We start from the raw sequence: 19,262 nt of genomic DNA, 5'->3' as shown, positions 1-19,262 counted from the left end.
TCGCAGTAAAATTTTTTTAGAAATTTAATCTTGGATGATGATATCTTAAAAAATCTTGATGATAGAAAAATAGATAATATTTTCTTGATATTGTTAATTGAACGCAGGGTTGTTATGTGTAGCTTTAATAATTAAAAAATGGTTTTTGTGTTTGGATTATTTGAGAATGATACAAAATTTAAAGCATTAAGTTATAATATTGAAGATAGTAAGAGAGAAGCAAGACAAGCAGCGGCAATTGGTTTGTCCGCATCCAATTTGCATTTGCTCTTGGTGTTGGTTATACATCTAAAGATGGAAATATCCGTTCTAACTTATCTGTCACAGGTTCAGAAGGACATTGGGGTGCAGGAGTGAGATTTAATTTAACGCTGCATTAATTAATTAAAAGCACCATTTTTTAACAAAATTTCCGCCTTCGTTTAACAAAATAAAGGTGGAAGTTTTTTATGTAAAACAACCAACAATTTACTCCCAATGAAATAACCACCACTACTTTATACAACACTTTTTATAAAGTTGTTACAATGCCTATTATATTTTTCTTGCTATTTTTCTGAATACCTTATAGGTAGAAAATAGCCATAGTTATAAAATATCTTGAAAAGAAAACAAAATCTTAAAAAACAAGCAAATGATTTCTTCAACCATAAGAGAACATTAAATAACCTAACCTTAACATGGAGGAGAGCCACGAAATTTTAAGATTATACTAAATAACCGCCCTCTATATTACAAACACAACCGAATTTTGCCTTTATTTACAAACTTCTGTGACTCATTTTCAAAATAAAACACCTTAAAAAGTAACCTTATCATGCCACTCGTAAAACAACTCCATGATTTCAGCTTAATGAAGAATATGTCTTTTTTATGTCCTTGTGAAAACTAATTCTTAATCATCGATTTAAAAATTCACCGCGTAAAATCATACAATGAAGCAATGCAAAATTATAATTAATAAAAAAATTAAAGCACAATCAGCCATGACAAAGGCAGCTTAGAGTTAAAGTATGTCTTTTTCGTGTTTAAAATGTATTTTAATTGGGGAAATTCATTATGAAAAAATTATATTACACTTTAAAAGGAAGCAGTTTAAAGGGTTGTTATTTTTTTTCTAGGTCAAATTTTGCTAAAGCTATTTCATTTGGGACGGTGATGGCTACACTCTTATCGAGTGTTTCTCCTATTTTTGCTGCAAATGTTGCTATAATAGGGGGGGAGGATCAGAGCGGGGGTGCGGGTACCTCAAAATATAAAAATGGGAGTCATGGAAGTATTGTCTTTGCTGGCGATAGTGAATATTGCGGTGTAGATTATGTTGCAGGTCGTGGAGCTGAAATTGTTAAGGGTACTCTTTCCGAAGACGACATAGGTGTGAATCCATCACCCGAGGCAATAACTGCGCAAGAGCAATATCAGAGATTTCTTGAAAACAAGAGTTTTGGTAACTCTAATCCTTATGGTACTATGGATAAGCAGGCATCTAAGACTGGTGATGGTACTACACAGCCCGATGGCGGTTATATGTCGCCGCTGACAGGTGGTTTTAGCAATGTTATGCCTAGAGCCTTTGGTATCTATTCTTTTGTAACTGGTTGTGGTGCTTATGCATCAGGTAATTATTCAACAGCATTTGGTGCGGGGGCAACTACAACAGCTGGGGGGGCGCAAGCTTTTGGTGTTTCTGCGCTTGCAAGTGGTAAGGTAAGTATTGCCATCGGTGTAGGGTCTAAAGCAAGTAAGGATTCTGCAGTTGCTTTAGGTGGGCTTGCAACCGCATCTGAGGAAAATGCTACTGCTCTTGGTGTTTATTCCGAAGCACTGAAGAAAGACAGTGTCGCAATAGGATCTCACTCTGTTGCTGATGTTGATGCTGGTGTGTCTGGATATGATCCTGTAACTGGTACTGAGAAAAAAGATGGTAATTATGTGTGGAAAAGTACATTGGCTGCAGTTAGTGTAGGTGATGTTTCAAAGGAATATAGTCGGCAGATTACGGGGGTGGCAGCTGGTAGTAAAGATACTGATGCAGTCAATGTTGCGCAGTTAAAATCATTAAAAAGCTATATGGATGCAAAAAACCTTGTTGAAATGGATGATTCTGGTATTATCGTCATTGGCAATACGAAAGAAACCGATGAAATCAGAATCTCTAGTGAATCAGGAGAAGCACGGAGACTTTCTGGTGTAGCAGATGCGCAAAGTGATAGTGATGCAGTTAATAAGCAGCAATTAGATGCTCGTATAAAGAGTCTTGATGAGAGTACAAGTCATCGTATTGATAGCGGTATTGATGAACTTGAAAAAATAAAGGTTTCTGCAGTTTTTTACGATAAACTCTCAGAAGATGGAGCTGTTGACTATAGCAGTATTACGTTGGGCAAAAAAGATTCTGGACTGGTTGCTCTGCATAATGTCCAAGCTGGTACTATCAGTAAAACTTCTACCGATGCGATTAATGGATCACAGATTTATGATTTGACGGAAAAGTTTGTTCGCTATTTAGATGGTGATGCGGGATATGGTGCAGATAGCCAATGGACAGATCCAAACTTCACGATTAAAATTGTTCATGCTGATGGACAGACCGAAGATAAGAATTATAAGACGGTTGCTGAAGCTTTTACGGGGATGAATAGCTCTATTTCCAGCCTTTACCAAGAAATTACAGGCGGGATTGGTAGTCTTATTCAGACTGATGGTGATTCTTCTGTTATTGCAATTGGTAGCGGGCATGATAGCACTGAACTCAAAATAGCGAATAATTCCGGACAAGAACGGAAGCTTTCTGGTTTAGCAGATGCAACAGGTGACAGTGACGCAGTTAATAAGAAGCAGCTTGATGAAAATATTAAGGGACTTGAAAATAATCTTGATCAGCTATCCCAAACTGTTAAATCTCTTCCTATTCAACAAAATGCTTCTGGCAATTCTATTGCAATTGGAGGGGAGCAAGATGGTAGTGAAATCAAAATAGCGAATAAGTCCGGTCAAGCACGGAGACTTTCTGGTGTAGCAGACGCAACATCTGACAATGATGCAGTTAATAAGAAGCAGCTTGATGATCAGATTAAGAGCCTTAATAGCAGTGTAAGCGGCAATATTGATGAGCTTAAGACTGTCACAGCAGCAGCAGTTTATTATGATAAGAGTTCAGAAAAGGGTGATGTTGTTAATTATAATAGTATTACGTTGGGTAAAAAAGATTCTGGACCGGTTGCTCTGCATAATGTCAAAGCTGGTGATATCAGTGAAAATTCTACAGATGCGATTAATGGATCACAGCTTTTTGCGACCAATAAGAATGTTCAGAGCGTCACAGATCAGGTGAAAACGCTTTCTGATAATGCATCGCAATTTTTTGGTAATGGTGTCAATTTGCTTACAGGAGTTGCACCAACTTATGAAATCAATGGCGAAAAATATAATGATCTTGTTTCTGCTTTCTCTGGGGTTGGTAAATCTATTTCTGGTGTAGAAAGTAAGCTTACGGGAAGCATCAATCAGAATGTCTTATTGTGGAGTGATGCTGATAAAGCTTTTATTGCACGCCATGGGGATGAAAAAAGCAATAGTAAGATTACATATCTTGCGTCCGGTACTATCAGTAAAACTTCTACCGATGCGATTAATGGATCACAGATTTATGATTTAACGGAAAAGTTTGTGCACTATTTGGATGGTCGTGCGGGATATGGTGCAGATAGCCAATGGACAGATCCAAACTTCACGATTAAAATTGTTCATGCTGATGGACAGACCGAAGATAAGAATTATAAGACGGTTGCTGAAGCTTTTACGGGGATGAATAGCTCTATTTCCAGCCTTTACCAAGAAATTACAGGCGGGATTGGTAGTCTTATTCAGACTGATGGTGATTCTTCTGTTATTGCAATTGGTAGCGGGCATGATAGCACTGAACTCAAAATAGCGAATAATTCCGGACAAGAACGGAAGCTTTCTGGTTTAGCAGATGCAACAGGTGACAGTGACGCAGTTAATAAGAAGCAGCTTGATGAAAATATTAAGGGACTTGAAAATAATCTTGATCAGCTATCCCAAACTGTTAAATCTCTTCCTATTCAACAAAATGCTTCTGGCAATTCTATTGCAATTGGAGGGGAGCAAGATGGTAGTGAAATCAAAATAGCGAATAAGTCCGGTCAAGCACGGAGACTTTCTGGTGTAGCAGACGCAACATCTGACAATGATGCAGTTAATAAGAAGCAGCTTGATGATCAGATTAAGAGCCTTAATAGCAGTGTAAGCGGCAATATTGATGAGCTTAAGACTGTCACAGCAGCAGCAGTTTATTATGATAAGAGTTCAGAAAAGGGTGATGTTGTTAATTATAATAGTATTACGTTGGGTAAAAAAGATTCTGGACCGGTTGCTCTGCATAATGTCAAAGCTGGTGATATCAGTGAAAATTCTACAGATGCGATTAATGGATCACAGCTTTTTGCGACCAATAAGAATGTTCAGAGCGTCACAGATCAGGTGAAAACGCTTTCTGATAATGCATCGCAATTTTTTGGTAATGGTGTCAATTTGCTTACAGGAGTTGCACCAACTTATGAAATCAATGGCGAAAAATATAATGATCTTGTTTCTGCTTTCTCTGGGGTTGGTAAATCTATTTCTGGTGTAGAAAGTAAGCTTACGGGAAGCATCAATCAGAATGTCTTATTGTGGAGTGATGCTGATAAAGCTTTTATTGCACGCCATGGGGATGAAAAAAGCAATAGTAAGATTACATATCTTGCGTCCGGTACTATCAGTAAAACTTCTACCGATGCGATTAATGGATCACAGATTTATGATTTAACGGAAAAGTTTGTGCACTATTTGGATGGTCGTGCGGGATATGGTGAAGATAGCCAATGGACAGATCCAAACTTCACGATTAAAATTGTTCATGCTGATGGACAGACCGAAGATAAGAATTATAAGACGGTTGCTGAAGCTTTTACGGGGATGAATAGCTCTATTTCCAGCCTTTACCAAGAAATTACAGGCGGGATTGGTAGTCTTATTCAGACTGATGGTGATTCTTCTGTTATTGCAATTGGTAGCGGGCATGATAGCACTGAACTCAAAATAGCGAATAATTCCGGACAAGAACGGAAGCTTTCTGGTTTAGCAGATGCAACAGGTGACAGTGACGCAGTTAATAAGAAGCAGCTTGATGAAAATATTAAGGGACTTGAAAATAATCTTGATCAGCTATCCCAAACTGTTAAATCTCTTCCTATTCAACAAAATGCTTCTGGCAATTCTATTGCAATTGGAGGGGAGCAAGATGGTAGTGAAATCAAAATAGCGAATAAGTCCGGTCAAGCACGGAGACTTTCTGGTGTAGCAGACGCAACATCTGACAATGATGCAGTTAATAAGAAGCAGCTTGATGATCAGATTAAGAGCCTTAATAGCAGTGTAAGCGGCAATATTGATGAGCTTAAGACTGTCACAGCAGCAGCAGTTTATTATGATAAGAGTTCAGAAAAGGGTGATGTTGTTAATTATAATAGTATTACGTTGGGTAAAAAAGATTCTGGACCGGTTGCTCTGCATAATGTCAAAGCTGGTGATATCAGTGAAAATTCTACAGATGCGATTAATGGATCACAGCTTTTTGCGACCAATAAGAATGTTCAGAGCGTCACAGATCAGGTGAAAACGCTTTCTGATAATGCATCGCAATTTTTTGGTAATGGTGTCAATTTGCTTACAGGAGTTGCACCAACTTATGAAATCAATGGCGAAAAATATAATGATCTTGTTTCTGCTTTCTCTGGGGTTGGTAAATCTATTTCTGGTGTAGAAAGTAAGCTTACGGGAAGCATCAATCAGAATGTCTTATTGTGGAGTGATGCTGATAAAGCTTTTATTGCACGCCATGGGGATGAAAAAAGCAATAGTAAGATTACATATCTTGCGTCCGGTACTATCAGTAAAACTTCTACCGATGCGATTAATGGATCACAGATTTATGATTTAACGGAAAAGTTTGTGCACTATTTGGATGGTCGTGCGGGATATGGTGCAGATAGCCAATGGACAGATCCAAACTTCACGATTAAAATTGTTCATGCTGATGGACAGACCGAAGATAAGAATTATAAGACGGTTGCTGAAGCTTTTACGGGGATGAATAGCTCTATTTCCAGCCTTTACCAAGAAATTACAGGCGGGATTGGTAGTCTTATTCAGACTGATGGTGATTCTTCTGTTATTGCAATTGGTAGCGGGCATGATAGCACTGAACTCAAAATAGCGAATAATTCCGGACAAGAACGGAAGCTTTCTGGTTTAGCAGATGCAACAGGTGACAGTGACGCAGTTAATAAGAAGCAGCTTGATGAAAATATTAAGGGACTTGAAAATAATCTTGATCAGCTATCCCAAACTGTTAAATCTCTTCCTATTCAACAAAATGCTTCTGGCAATTCTATTGCAATTGGAGGGGAGCAAGATGGTAGTGAAATCAAAATAGCGAATAAGTCCGGTCAAGCACGGAGACTTTCTGGTGTAGCAGACGCAACATCTGACAATGATGCAGTTAATAAGAAGCAGCTTGATGATCAGATTAAGAGCCTTAATAGCAGTGTAAGCGGCAATATTGATGAGCTTAAGACTGTCACAGCAGCAGCAGTTTATTATGATAAGAGTTCAGAAAAGGGTGATGTTGTTAATTATAATAGTATTACGTTGGGTAAAAAAGATTCTGGACCGGTTGCTCTGCATAATGTCAAAGCTGGTGATATCAGTGAAAATTCTACAGATGCGATTAATGGATCACAGCTTTTTGCGACCAATAAGAATGTTCAGAGCGTCACAGATCAGGTGAAAACGCTTTCTGATAATGCATCGCAATTTTTTGGTAATGGTGTCAATTTGCTTACAGGAGTTGCACCAACTTATGAAATCAATGGCGAAAAATATAATGATCTTGTTTCTGCTTTCTCTGGGGTTGGTAAATCTATTTCTGGTGTAGAAAGTAAGCTTACGGGAAGCATCAATCAGAATGTCTTATTGTGGAGTGATGCTGATAAAGCTTTTATTGCACGCCATGGGGATGAAAAAAGCAATAGTAAGATTACATATCTTGCGTCCGGTACTATCAGTAAAACTTCTACCGATGCGATTAATGGATCACAGATTTATGATTTGACGGAAAAGTTTGTTCGCTATTTAGATGGTGATGCGGGATATGGTGCAGATAGCCAATGGACAGATCCAAACTTCACGATTAAAATTGTTCATGCTGATGGACAGACCGAAGATAAGAATTATAAGACGGTTGCTGAAGCTTTTACGGGGATGAATAGCTCTATTTCCAGCCTTTACCAAGAAATTACAGGCGGGATTGGTAGTCTTATTCAGACTGATGGTGATTCTTCTGTTATTGCAATTGGTAGCGGGCATGATAGCACTGAACTCAAAATAGCGAATAATTCCGGACAAGAACGGAAGCTTTCTGGTTTAGCAGATGCAACAGGTGACAGTGACGCAGTTAATAAGAAGCAGCTTGATGAAAATATTAAGGGACTTGAAAATAATCTTGATCAGCTATCCCAAACTGTTAAATCTCTTCCTATTCAACAAAATGCTTCTGGCAATTCTATTGCAATTGGAGGGGAGCAAGATGGTAGTGAAATCAAAATAGCGAATAAGTCCGGTCAAGCACGGAGACTTTCTGGTGTAGCAGACGCAACATCTGACAATGATGCAGTTAATAAGAAGCAGCTTGATGATCAGATTAAGAGCCTTAATAGCAGTGTAAGCGGCAATATTGATGAGCTTAAGACTGTCACAGCAGCAGCAGTTTATTATGATAAGAGTTCAGAAAAGGGTGATGTTGTTAATTATAATAGTATTACGTTGGGTAAAAAAGATTCTGGACCGGTTGCTCTGCATAATGTCAAAGCTGGTGATATCAGTGAAAATTCTACAGATGCGATTAATGGATCACAGCTTTTTGCGACCAATAAGAATGTTCAGAGCGTCACAGATCAGGTGAAAACGCTTTCTGATAATGCATCGCAATTTTTTGGTAATGGTGTCAATTTGCTTACAGGAGTTGCACCAACTTATGAAATCAATGGCGAAAAATATAATGATCTTGTTTCTGCTTTCTCTGGGGTTGGTAAATCTATTTCTGGTGTAGAAAGTAAGCTTACGGGAAGCATCAATCAGAATGTCTTATTGTGGAGTGATGCTGATAAAGCTTTTATTGCACGCCATGGGGATGAAAAAAGCAATAGTAAGATTACATATCTTGCGTCCGGTACTATCAGTAAAACTTCTACCGATGCGATTAATGGATCACAGATTTATGATTTGACGGAAAAGTTTGTTCGCTATTTAGATGGTGATGCGGGATATGGTGAAGATAGCCAATGGACAGATCCAAACTTCACGATTAAAATTGTTCATGCTGATGGACAGACCGAAGATAAGAATTATAAGACGGTTGCTGAAGCTTTTACGGGGATGAATAGCTCTATTTCCAGCCTTTACCAAGAAATTACAGGCGGGATTGGTAGTCTTATTCAGACTGATGGTGATTCTTCTGTTATTGCAATTGGTAGCGGGCATGATAGCACTGAACTCAAAATAGCGAATAATTCCGGACAAGAACGGAAGCTTTCTGGTTTAGCAGATGCAACAGGTGACAGTGACGCAGTTAATAAGAAGCAGCTTGATGAAAATATTAAGGGACTTGAAAATAATCTTGATCAGCTATCCCAAACTGTTAAATCTCTTCCTATTCAACAAAATGCTTCTGGCAATTCTATTGCAATTGGAGGGGAGCAAGATGGTAGTGAAATCAAAATAGCGAATAAGTCCGGTCAAGCACGGAGACTTTCTGGTGTAGCAGACGCAACATCTGACAATGATGCAGTTAATAAGAAGCAGCTTGATGATCAGATTAAGAGCCTTAATAGCAGTGTAAGCGGCAATATTGATGAGCTTAAGACTGTCACAGCAGCAGCAGTTTATTATGATAAGAGTTCAGAAAAGGGTGATGTTGTTAATTATAATAGTATTACGTTGGGTAAAAAAGATTCTGGACCGGTTGCTCTGCATAATGTCAAAGCTGGTGATATCAGTGAAAATTCTACAGATGCGATTAATGGATCACAGCTTTTTGCGACCAATAAGAATGTTCAGAGCGTCACAGATCAGGTGAAAACGCTTTCTGATAATGCATCGCAATTTTTTGGTAATGGTGTCAATTTGCTTACAGGAGTTGCACCAACTTATGAAATCAATGGCGAAAAATATAATGATCTTGTTTCTGCTTTCTCTGGGGTTGGTAAATCTATTTCTGGTGTAGAAAGTAAGCTTACGGGAAGCATCAATCAGAATGTCTTATTGTGGAGTGATGCTGATAAAGCTTTTATTGCACGCCATGGGGATGAAAAAAGCAATAGTAAGATTACATATCTTGCGTCCGGTACTATCAGTAAAACTTCTACCGATGCGATTAATGGATCACAGATTTATGATTTGACGGAAAAGTTTGTTCGCTATTTAGATGGTGATGCGGGATATGGTGAAGATAGCCAATGGACAGATCCAAACTTCACGATTAAAATTGTTCATGCTGATGGACAGACCGAAGATAAGAATTATAAGACGGTTGCTGAAGCTTTTACGGGGATGAATAGCTCTATTTCCAGCCTTTACCAAGAAATTACAGGCGGGATTGGTAGTCTTATTCAGACTGATGGTGATTCTTCTGTTATTGCAATTGGTAGCGGGCATGATAGCACTGAACTCAAAATAGCGAATAATTCCGGACAAGAACGGAGACTTTCTGGTGTAGCAGACGCAACATCTGATAATGACGCTATTAATAAGAAGCAGCTTGATGATAGTGCCAAGAATCTTAATGATGGTATTCACAAGCTATCCCAAACTGTTAAATCTCTTCCTATTCAACAAAATGCTTCTGGCAATTCTATTGCAATTGGAGGGGAGCAAGATGGTAGTGAAATCAAAATAGCGAATAAGTCCGGTCAAGCACGGAGACTTTCTGGTGTAGCAGACGCAACATCTGACAATGATGCAGTTAATAAGAAGCAGCTTGATGATCAGATTAAGAGCCTTAATAGCAGTGTAAGCGGCAATATTGATGAGCTTAAGACTGTCACAGCAGCAGCAGTTTATTATGATAAGAGTTCAGAAAAGGGTGATGTTGTTAATTATAATAGTATTACGTTGGGTAAAAAAGATTCTGGACCGGTTGCTCTGCATAATGTCAAAGCTGGTGATATCAGTGAAAATTCTACAGATGCGATTAATGGATCACAGCTTTTTGCGACCAATAAGAATGTTCAGAGCGTCACAGATCAGGTGAAAACGCTTTCTGATAATGCATCGCAATTTTTTGGTAATGGTGTCAATTTGCTTACAGGAGTTGCACCAACTTATGAAATCAATGGCGAAAAATATAATGATCTTGTTTCTGCTTTCTCTGGGGTTGGTAAATCTATTTCTGGTGTAGAAAGTAAGCTTACGGGAAGCATCAATCAGAATGTCTTATTGTGGAGTGATGCTGATAAAGCTTTTATTGCACGCCATGGGGATGAAAAAAGCAATAGTAAGATTACATATCTTGCGTCCGGTACTATCAGTAAAACTTCTACCGATGCGATTAATGGATCACAGATTTATGATTTAACGGAAAAGTTTGTGCACTATTTGGATGGTCGTGCGGGATATGGTGCAGATAGCCAATGGACAGATCCAAACTTCACGATTAAAATTGTTCATGCTGATGGACAGACCGAAGATAAGAATTATAAGACGGTTGCTGAAGCTTTTACGGGGATGAATAGCTCTATTTCCAGCCTTTACCAAGAAATTACAGGCGGGATTGGTAGTCTTATTCAGACTGATGGTGATTCTTCTGTTATTGCAATTGGTAGCGGGCATGATAGCACTGAACTCAAAATAGCGAATAATTCCGGACAAGAACGGAAGCTTTCTGGTTTAGCAGATGCAACAGGTGACAGTGACGCAGTTAATAAGAAGCAGCTTGATGAAAATATTAAGGGACTTGAAAATAATCTTGATCAGCTATCCCAAACTGTTAAATCTCTTCCTATTCAACAAAATGCTTCTGGCAATTCTATTGCAATTGGAGGGGAGCAAGATGGTAGTGAAATCAAAATAGCGAATAAGTCCGGTCAAGCACGGAGACTTTCTGGTGTAGCAGACGCAACATCTGACAATGATGCAGTTAATAAGAAGCAGCTTGATGATCAGATTAAGAGCCTTAATAGCAGTGTAAGCGGCAATATTGATGAGCTTAAGACTGTCACAGCAGCAGCAGTTTATTATGATAAGAGTTCAGAAAAGGGTGATGTTGTTAATTATAATAGTATTACGTTGGGTAAAAAAGATTCTGGACCGGTTGCTCTGCATAATGTCAAAGCTGGTGATATCAGTGAAAATTCTACAGATGCGATTAATGGATCACAGCTTTTTGCGACCAATAAGAATGTTCAGAGCGTCACAGATCAGGTGAAAACGCTTTCTGATAATGCATCGCAATTTTTTGGTAATGGTGTCAATTTGCTTACAGGAGTTGCACCAACTTATGAAATCAATGGCGAAAAATATAATGATCTTGTTTCTGCTTTCTCTGGGGTTGGTAAATCTATTTCTGGTGTAGAAAGTAAGCTTACGGGAAGCATCAATCAGAATGTCTTATTGTGGAGTGATGCTGATAAAGCTTTTATTGCACGCCATGGGGATGAAAAAAGCAATAGTAAGATTACATATCTTGCGTCCGGTACTATCAGTAAAACTTCTACCGATGCGATTAATGGATCACAGATTTATGATTTAACGGAAAAGTTTGTGCACTATTTGGATGGTCGTGCGGGATATGGTGCAGATAGCCAATGGACAGATCCAAACTTCACGATTAAAATTGTTCATGCTGATGGACAGACCGAAGATAAGAATTATAAGACGGTTGCTGAAGCTTTTACGGGGATGAATAGCTCTATTTCCAGCCTTTACCAAGAAATTACAGGCGGGATTGGTAGTCTTATTCAGACTGATGGTGATTCTTCTGTTATTGCAATTGGTAGCGGGCATGATAGCACTGAACTCAAAATAGCGAATAATTCCGGACAAGAACGGAAGCTTTCTGGTTTAGCAGATGCAACAGGTGACAGTGACGCAGTTAATAAGAAGCAGCTTGATGAAAATATTAAGGGACTTGAAAATAATCTTGATCAGCTATCCCAAACTGTTAAATCTCTTCCTATTCAACAAAATGCTTCTGGCAATTCTATTGCAATTGGAGGGGAGCAAGATGGTAGTGAAATCAAAATAGCGAATAAGTCCGGTCAAGCACGGAGACTTTCTGGTGTAGCAGACGCAACATCTGACAATGATGCAGTTAATAAGAAGCAGCTTGATGATCAGATTAAGAGCCTTAATAGCAGTGTAAGCGGCAATATTGATGAGCTTAAGACTGTCACAGCAGCAGCAGTTTATTATGATAAGAGTTCAGAAAAGGGTGATGTTGTTAATTATAATAGTATTACGTTGGGTAAAAAAGATTCTGGACCGGTTGCTCTGCATAATGTCAAAGCTGGTGATATCAGTGAAAATTCTACAGATGCGATTAATGGATCACAGCTTTTTGCGACCAATAAGAATGTTCAGAGCGTCACAGATCAGGTGAAAACGCTTTCTGATAATGCATCGCAATTTTTTGGTAATGGTGTCAATTTGCTTACAGGAGTTGCACCAACTTATGAAATCAATGGCGAAAAATATAATGATCTTGTTTCTGCTTTCTCTGGGGTTGGTAAATCTATTTCTGGTGTAGAAAGTAAGCTTACGGGAAGCATCAATCAGAATGTCTTATTGTGGAGTGATGCTGATAAAGCTTTTATTGCACGCCATGGGGATGAAAAAAGCAATAGTAAGATTACATATCTTGCGTCCGGTACTATCAGTAAAACTTCTACCGATGCGATTAATGGATCACAGATTTATGATTTGACGGAAAAGTTTGTTCGCTATTTAGATGGTGATGCGGGATATGGTGAAGATAGCCAATGGACAGATCCAAACTTCACGATTAAAATTGTTCATGCTGATGGACAGACCGAAGATAAGAATTATAAGACGGTTGCTGAAGCTTTTACGGGGATGAATAGCTCTATTTCCAGCCTTTACCAAGAAATTACAGGCGGGATTGGTAGTCTTATTCAGACTGATGGTGATTCTTCTGTTATTGCAATTGGTAGCGGGCATGATAGCACTGAACTCAAAATAGCGAATAATTCCGGACAAGAACGGAAGCTTTCTGGTTTAGCAGATGCAACAGGTGACAGTGACGCAGTTAATAAGAAGCAGCTTGATGAAAATATTAAGGGACTTGAAAATAATCTTGATCAGCTATCCCAAACTGTTAAATCTCTTCCTATTCAACAAAATGCTTCTGGCAATTCTATTGCAATTGGAGGGGAGCAAGATGGTAGTGAAATCAAAATAGCGAATAAGTCCGGTCAAGCACGGAGACTTTCTGGTGTAGCAGACGCAACATCTGACAATGATGCAGTTAATAAGAAGCAGCTTGATGATCAGATTAAGAGCCTTAATAGCAGTGTAAGCGGCAATATTGATGAGCTTAAGACTGTCACAGCAGCAGCAGTTTATTATGATAAGAGTTCAGAAAAGGGTGATGTTGTTAATTATAATAGTATTACGTTGGGTAAAAAAGATTCTGGACCGGTTGCTCTGCATAATGTCAAAGCTGGTGATATCAGTGAAAATTCTACAGATGCGATTAATGGATCACAGCTTTTTGCGACCAATAAGAATGTTCAGAGCGTCACAGATCAGGTGAAAACGCTTTCTGATAATGCATCGCAATTTTTTGGTAATGGTGTCAATTTGCTTACAGGAGTTGCACCAACTTATGAAATCAATGGCGAAAAATATAATGATCTTGTTTCTGCTTTCTCTGGGGTTGGTAAATCTATTTCTGGTGTAGAAAGTAAGCTTACGGGAAGCATCAATCAGAATGTCTTATTGTGGAGTGATGCTGATAAAGCTTTTATTGCACGCCATGGGGATGAAAAAAGCAATAGTAAGATTACATATCTTGCGTCCGGTACTATCAGTAAAACTTCTACCGATGCGATTAATGGATCACAGATTTATGATTTAACGGAAAAGTTTGTGCACTATTTGGATGGTCGTGCGGGATATGGTGAAGATAGCCAATGGACAGATCCAAACTTCACGATTAAAATTGTTCATGCTGATGGACAGACCGAAGATAAGAATTATAAGACGGTTGCTGAAGCTTTTACGGGGATGAATAGCTCTATTTCCAGCCTTTACCAAGAAATTACAGGCGGGATTGGTAGTCTTATTCAGACTGATGGTGATTCTTCTGTTATTGCAATTGGTAGCGGGCATGATAGCACTGAACTCAAAATAGCGAATAATTCCGGACAAGAACGGAAGCTTTCTGGTTTAGCAGATGCAACAGGTGACAGTGACGCAGTTAATAAGAAGCAGCTTGATGAAAATATTAAGGGACTTGAAAATAATCTTGATCAGCTATCCCAAACTGTTAAATCTCTTCCTATTCAACAAAATGCTTCTGGCAATTCTATTGCAATTGGAGGGGAGCAAGATGGTAGTGAAATCAAAATAGCGAATAAGTCCGGTCAAGCACGGAGACTTTCTGGTGTAGCAGACGCAACATCTGACAATGATGCAGTTAATAAGAAGCAGCTTGATGATCAGATTAAGAGCCTTAATAGCAGTGTAAGCGGCAATATTGATGAGCTTAAGACTGTCACAGCAGCAGCAGTTTATTATGATAAGAGTTCAGAAAAGGGTGATGTTGTTAATTATAATAGTATTACGTTGGGTAAAAAAGATTCTGGACCGGTTGCTCTGCATAATGTCAAAGCTGGTGATATCAGTGAAAATTCTACAGATGCGATTAATGGATCACAGCTTTTTGCGACCAATAAGAATGTTCAGAGCGTCACAGATCAGGTGAAAACGCTTTCTGATAATGCATCGCAATTTTTTGGTAATGGTGTCAATTTGCTTACAGGAGTTGCACCAACTTATGAAATCAATGGCGAAAAATATAATGATCTTGTTTCTGCTTTCTCTGGGGTTGGTAAATCTATTTCTGGTGTAGAAAGTAAGCTTACGGGAAGCATCAATCAGAATGTCTTATTGTGGAGTGATGCTGATAAAGCTTTTATTGCACGCCATGGGGATGAAAAAAGCAATAGTAAGATTACATATCTTGCGTCCGGTACTATCAGTAAAACTTCTACCGATGCGATTAATGGATCACAGATTTATGATTTGACGGAAAAGTTTGTTCGCTATTTAGATGGTGATGCGGGATATGGTGAAGATAGCCAATGGACAGATCCAAACTTCACGATTAAAATTGTTCATGCTGATGGACAGACCGAAGATAAGAATTATAAGACGGTTGCTGAAGCTTTTACGGGGATGAATAGCTCTATTTCCAGCCTTTACCAAGAAATTACAGGCGGGATTGGTAGTCTTATTCAGACTGATGGTGATTCTTCTGTTATTGCAATTGGTAGCGGGCATGATAGCACTGAACTCAAAATAGCGAATAATTCCGGACAAGAACGGAAGCTTTCTGGTTTAGCAGATGCAACAGGTGACAGTGACGCAGTTAATAAGAAGCAGCTTGATGAAAATATTAAGGGACTTGAAAATAATCTTGATCAGCTATCCCAAACTGTTAAATCTCTTCCTATTCAACAAAATGCTTCTGGCAATTCTATTGCAATTGGAGGGGAGCAAGATGGTAGTGAAATCAAAATAGCGAATAAGTCCGGTCAAGCACGGAGACTTTCTGGTGTAGCAGACGCAACATCTGACAATGATGCAGTTAATAAGAAGCAGCTTGATGATCAGATTAAGAGCCTTAATAGCAGTGTAAGCGGCAATATTGATGAGCTTAAGACTGTCACAGCAGCAGCAGTTTATTATGATAAGAGTTCAGAAAAGGGTGATGTTGTTAATTATAATAGTATTACGTTGGGTAAAAAAGATTCTGGACCGGTTGCTCTGCATAATGTCAAAGCTGGTGATATCAGTGAAAATTCTACAGATGCGATTAATGGATCACAGCTTTTTGCGACCAATAAGAATGTTCAGAGCGTCACAGATCAGGTGAAAACGCTTTCTGATAATGCATCGCAATTTTTTGGTAATGGTGTCAATTTGCTTACAGGAGTTGCACCAACTTATGAAATCAATGGCGAAAAATATAATGATCTTGTTTCTGCTTTCTCTGGGGTTGGTAAATCTATTTCTGGTGTAGAAAGTAAGCTTACGGGAAGCATCAATCAGAATGTCTTATTGTGGAGTGATGCTGATAAAGCTTTTATTGCACGCCATGGGGATGAAAAAAGCAATAGTAAGATTACATATCTTGCGTCCGGTACTATCAGTAAAACTTCTACCGATGCGATTAATGGATCACAGATTTATGATTTAACGGAAAAGTTTGTGCACTATTTGGATGGTCGTGCGGGATATGGTGCAGATAGCCAATGGACAGATCCAAACTTCACGATTAAAATTGTTCATGCTGATGGACAGACCGAAGATAAGAATTATAAGACGGTTGCTGAAGCTTTTACGGGGATGAATAGCTCTATTTCCAGCCTTTACCAAGAAATTACAGGCGGGATTGGTAGTCTTATTCAGACTGATGGTGATTCTTCTGTTATTGCAATTGGTAGCGGGCATGATAGCACTGAACTCAAAATAGCGAATAATTCCGGACAAGAACGGAAGCTTTCTGGTTTAGCAGATGCAACAGGTGACAGTGACGCAGTTAATAAGAAGCAGCTTGATGAAAATATTAAGGGACTTGAAAATAATCTTGATCAGCTATCCCAAACTGTTAAATCTCTTCCTATTCAACAAAATGCTTCTGGCAATTCTATTGCAATTGGAGGGGAGCAAGATGGTAGTGAAATCAAAATAGCGAATAAGTCCGGTCAAGCACGGAGACTTTCTGGTGTAGCAGACGCAACATCTGACAATGATGCAGTTAATAAGAAGCAGCTTGATGATCAGATTAAGAGCCTTAATAGCAGTGTAAGCGGCAATATTGATGAGCTTAAGACTGTCACAGCAGCAGCAGTTTATTATGATAAGAGTTCAGAAAAGGGTGATGTTGTTAATTATAATAGTATTACGTTGGGTAAAAAAGATTCTGGACCGGTTGCTCTGCATAATGTCAAAGCTGGTGATATCAGTGAAAATTCTACAGATGCGATTAATGGATCACAGCTTTTTGCGACCAATAAGAATGTTAAGGCTGTTACAGATGATGTGAGTAGTCTTTCTGGCAATATATCCAAATTTTTTGGTGGTGGTGCAGATTTGCTTACAGGAGTTTTACCAACTTATGAAATCAATGGTGAAAAATATAATGATCTTGGTTCAGCCTTTTCAGGGATTGATAAATCTCTGACCGATGTAGAAAAGAAGCTTACGGGAAGCATCAATCAGAATAGCGTATTGTGGAGTGATGCTGATAAAGCTTTTATTGCACGCCATGGAGATGAAAAAAGCAATAGTAAGATTACATATCTTGCGTCCGGTACTATCAGTAAAACTTCTACCGATGCGATTAATGGATCGCAGATTTATGATTTAACTGAACAATTTGTGCACTATTTGGATGGTCGTGCGGGATATGGTGCAGATGGTCAATGGACAGCTCCAAACTTCACGATTAAAATTGTTAATGCTGATGGCAAGACCGAAGATAAGACTTATAAGACGGTTTCTGAAGCTTTTACGGGGATGAATAGCTCTATTTCCAGTCTTTACCAAGAAATTACAGGCGGGATTGATATTCTTGTTAAGCAGGTACAAGATATAGAAAATTCAGTTAAGCATGAGGTTGTTAATTATGATAAAGATGAGCATGGAAATAAGATTAATAGCATCGCTTTAGTTGGTGGAAATGAAAGTGAGCCTGTGTTAATTGACAATGTTTCTGACGGTCAGATTGCTTCAGGTTCGAAAGAAGCAGTAAATGGTGGTCAGTTATATGATTACACCAAACAACAGATGGATTCTGTTCTTCAAGATGCCCAAAAGTACACGGATACGCAGGTTAAGAATAGTGTTAATGAGGTTAAATCATATGCAGATATGAAGTTTGAAGCGTTAAGTTATAGTATTGAAGATAGTAAGAGGGAAGCAAGGCAAGCCGCATCGATTGGTTTGGCAGCATCTAATTTGCGTTATTATGATGAACCTGGATCTTTGAGTCTTTCTGTTGGTAGCGGTTTATGGCGCAGTCAATCTGCATTTGCTCTTGGTGCTGGTTATACATCTGAAGATGGGAATCTTCGCTCCAACCTATCTATAACCAGTGCGGGACGTCACTTAGGTGTCGGTGCAGGAATTACCCTAAGATTAAAATGACGATAGAAAAAAGTAATACGATTATAAAAAATCGAAATCTTTTAATAAAGATTCTTTTTACTCTTGTCTTCTTGGGGAATGGTGATAGCTTTGCGGGTGAAAGAAATAATATTTACACATTGCATCCACCACGATTATCCGTTCCTAGTGGAGCTCCTGGTGAAGTACGTAGAGTAATTACACAATTTCATAATTGGACTTTGATTTGTGATGAGCAACAATCACTTAAGCAAGGTATATGTAATGTAACGCAGACTGTTCGAGACCAAGAGGATAATACTATTTTTAGTTGGTCTCTTGTTGCTACAAAAAACGGTCAAGCCGTGATGCTTTTTCGGACATTGCCACAAGCCGACACGAGTGTTCCTATTAAAATGGTCGTGGATGATGTTAGCAAAACTATTCTAATTGACTATACACAATGTAATCAAACTGTTTGCTTAGCGCAATCGCTTGTAGAACCAATTTTAAGCCAATACATAGAGCAGGGCAAAAATGTACGCATTTCCTATAAGATTAAGGGGGAGGAGTATTGTCTTTCGTTGTTTCGTTTAAAGGATTGAGTGAAGCACTTTATTCTTTACAGAGATAGAATGTGTAGGTAATTTTTAGTAAGATTACTATTACATAATTCGTTGTGTTGTATTTTAAAATCTAAACGGTTAGAGACTTCGAGATCAAATATAGAAGTAGTTTGTTTCGCTTAATGAACATTTTGTGAATATAAAATACAATTAAGTTTCTCACAT

At 38.6% G+C, this 19,262-nt stretch carries 1 protein-coding gene and 2 pseudogenes; all 3 read left to right on the top strand.

Annotation, left to right across the window (positions count from 1 at the left end):
• Positions 1-168: 168 nt before the first annotated feature.
• Positions 169-380, top strand: a pseudogene (locus tag V3565_RS02100) (YadA-like family protein); the annotation flags it as partial.
• 679 nt (positions 381-1,059) lie between these two features.
• Positions 1,060-18,513: a YadA-like family protein gene (locus V3565_RS02095; RefSeq protein ID WP_455478676.1), complete on the top strand. Its 17,454-nt coding sequence runs from the start codon at positions 1,060-1,062 to the stop codon at positions 18,511-18,513.
• A pseudogene (locus V3565_RS02090) lies at positions 18,510-19,105 on the top strand (invasion associated locus B family protein). Before V3565_RS02095 ends, V3565_RS02090 begins: the two are co-directional and overlap by 4 nt.
• Positions 19,106-19,262: the final 157 nt, after the last annotated feature.

The sequence above is a fragment of the Bartonella sp. B10 genome, from assembly GCF_053794435.1.
Note: the sequence above shows the minus strand (reverse complement) of the source record. Positions and strands in the feature narration are given on the sequence as shown.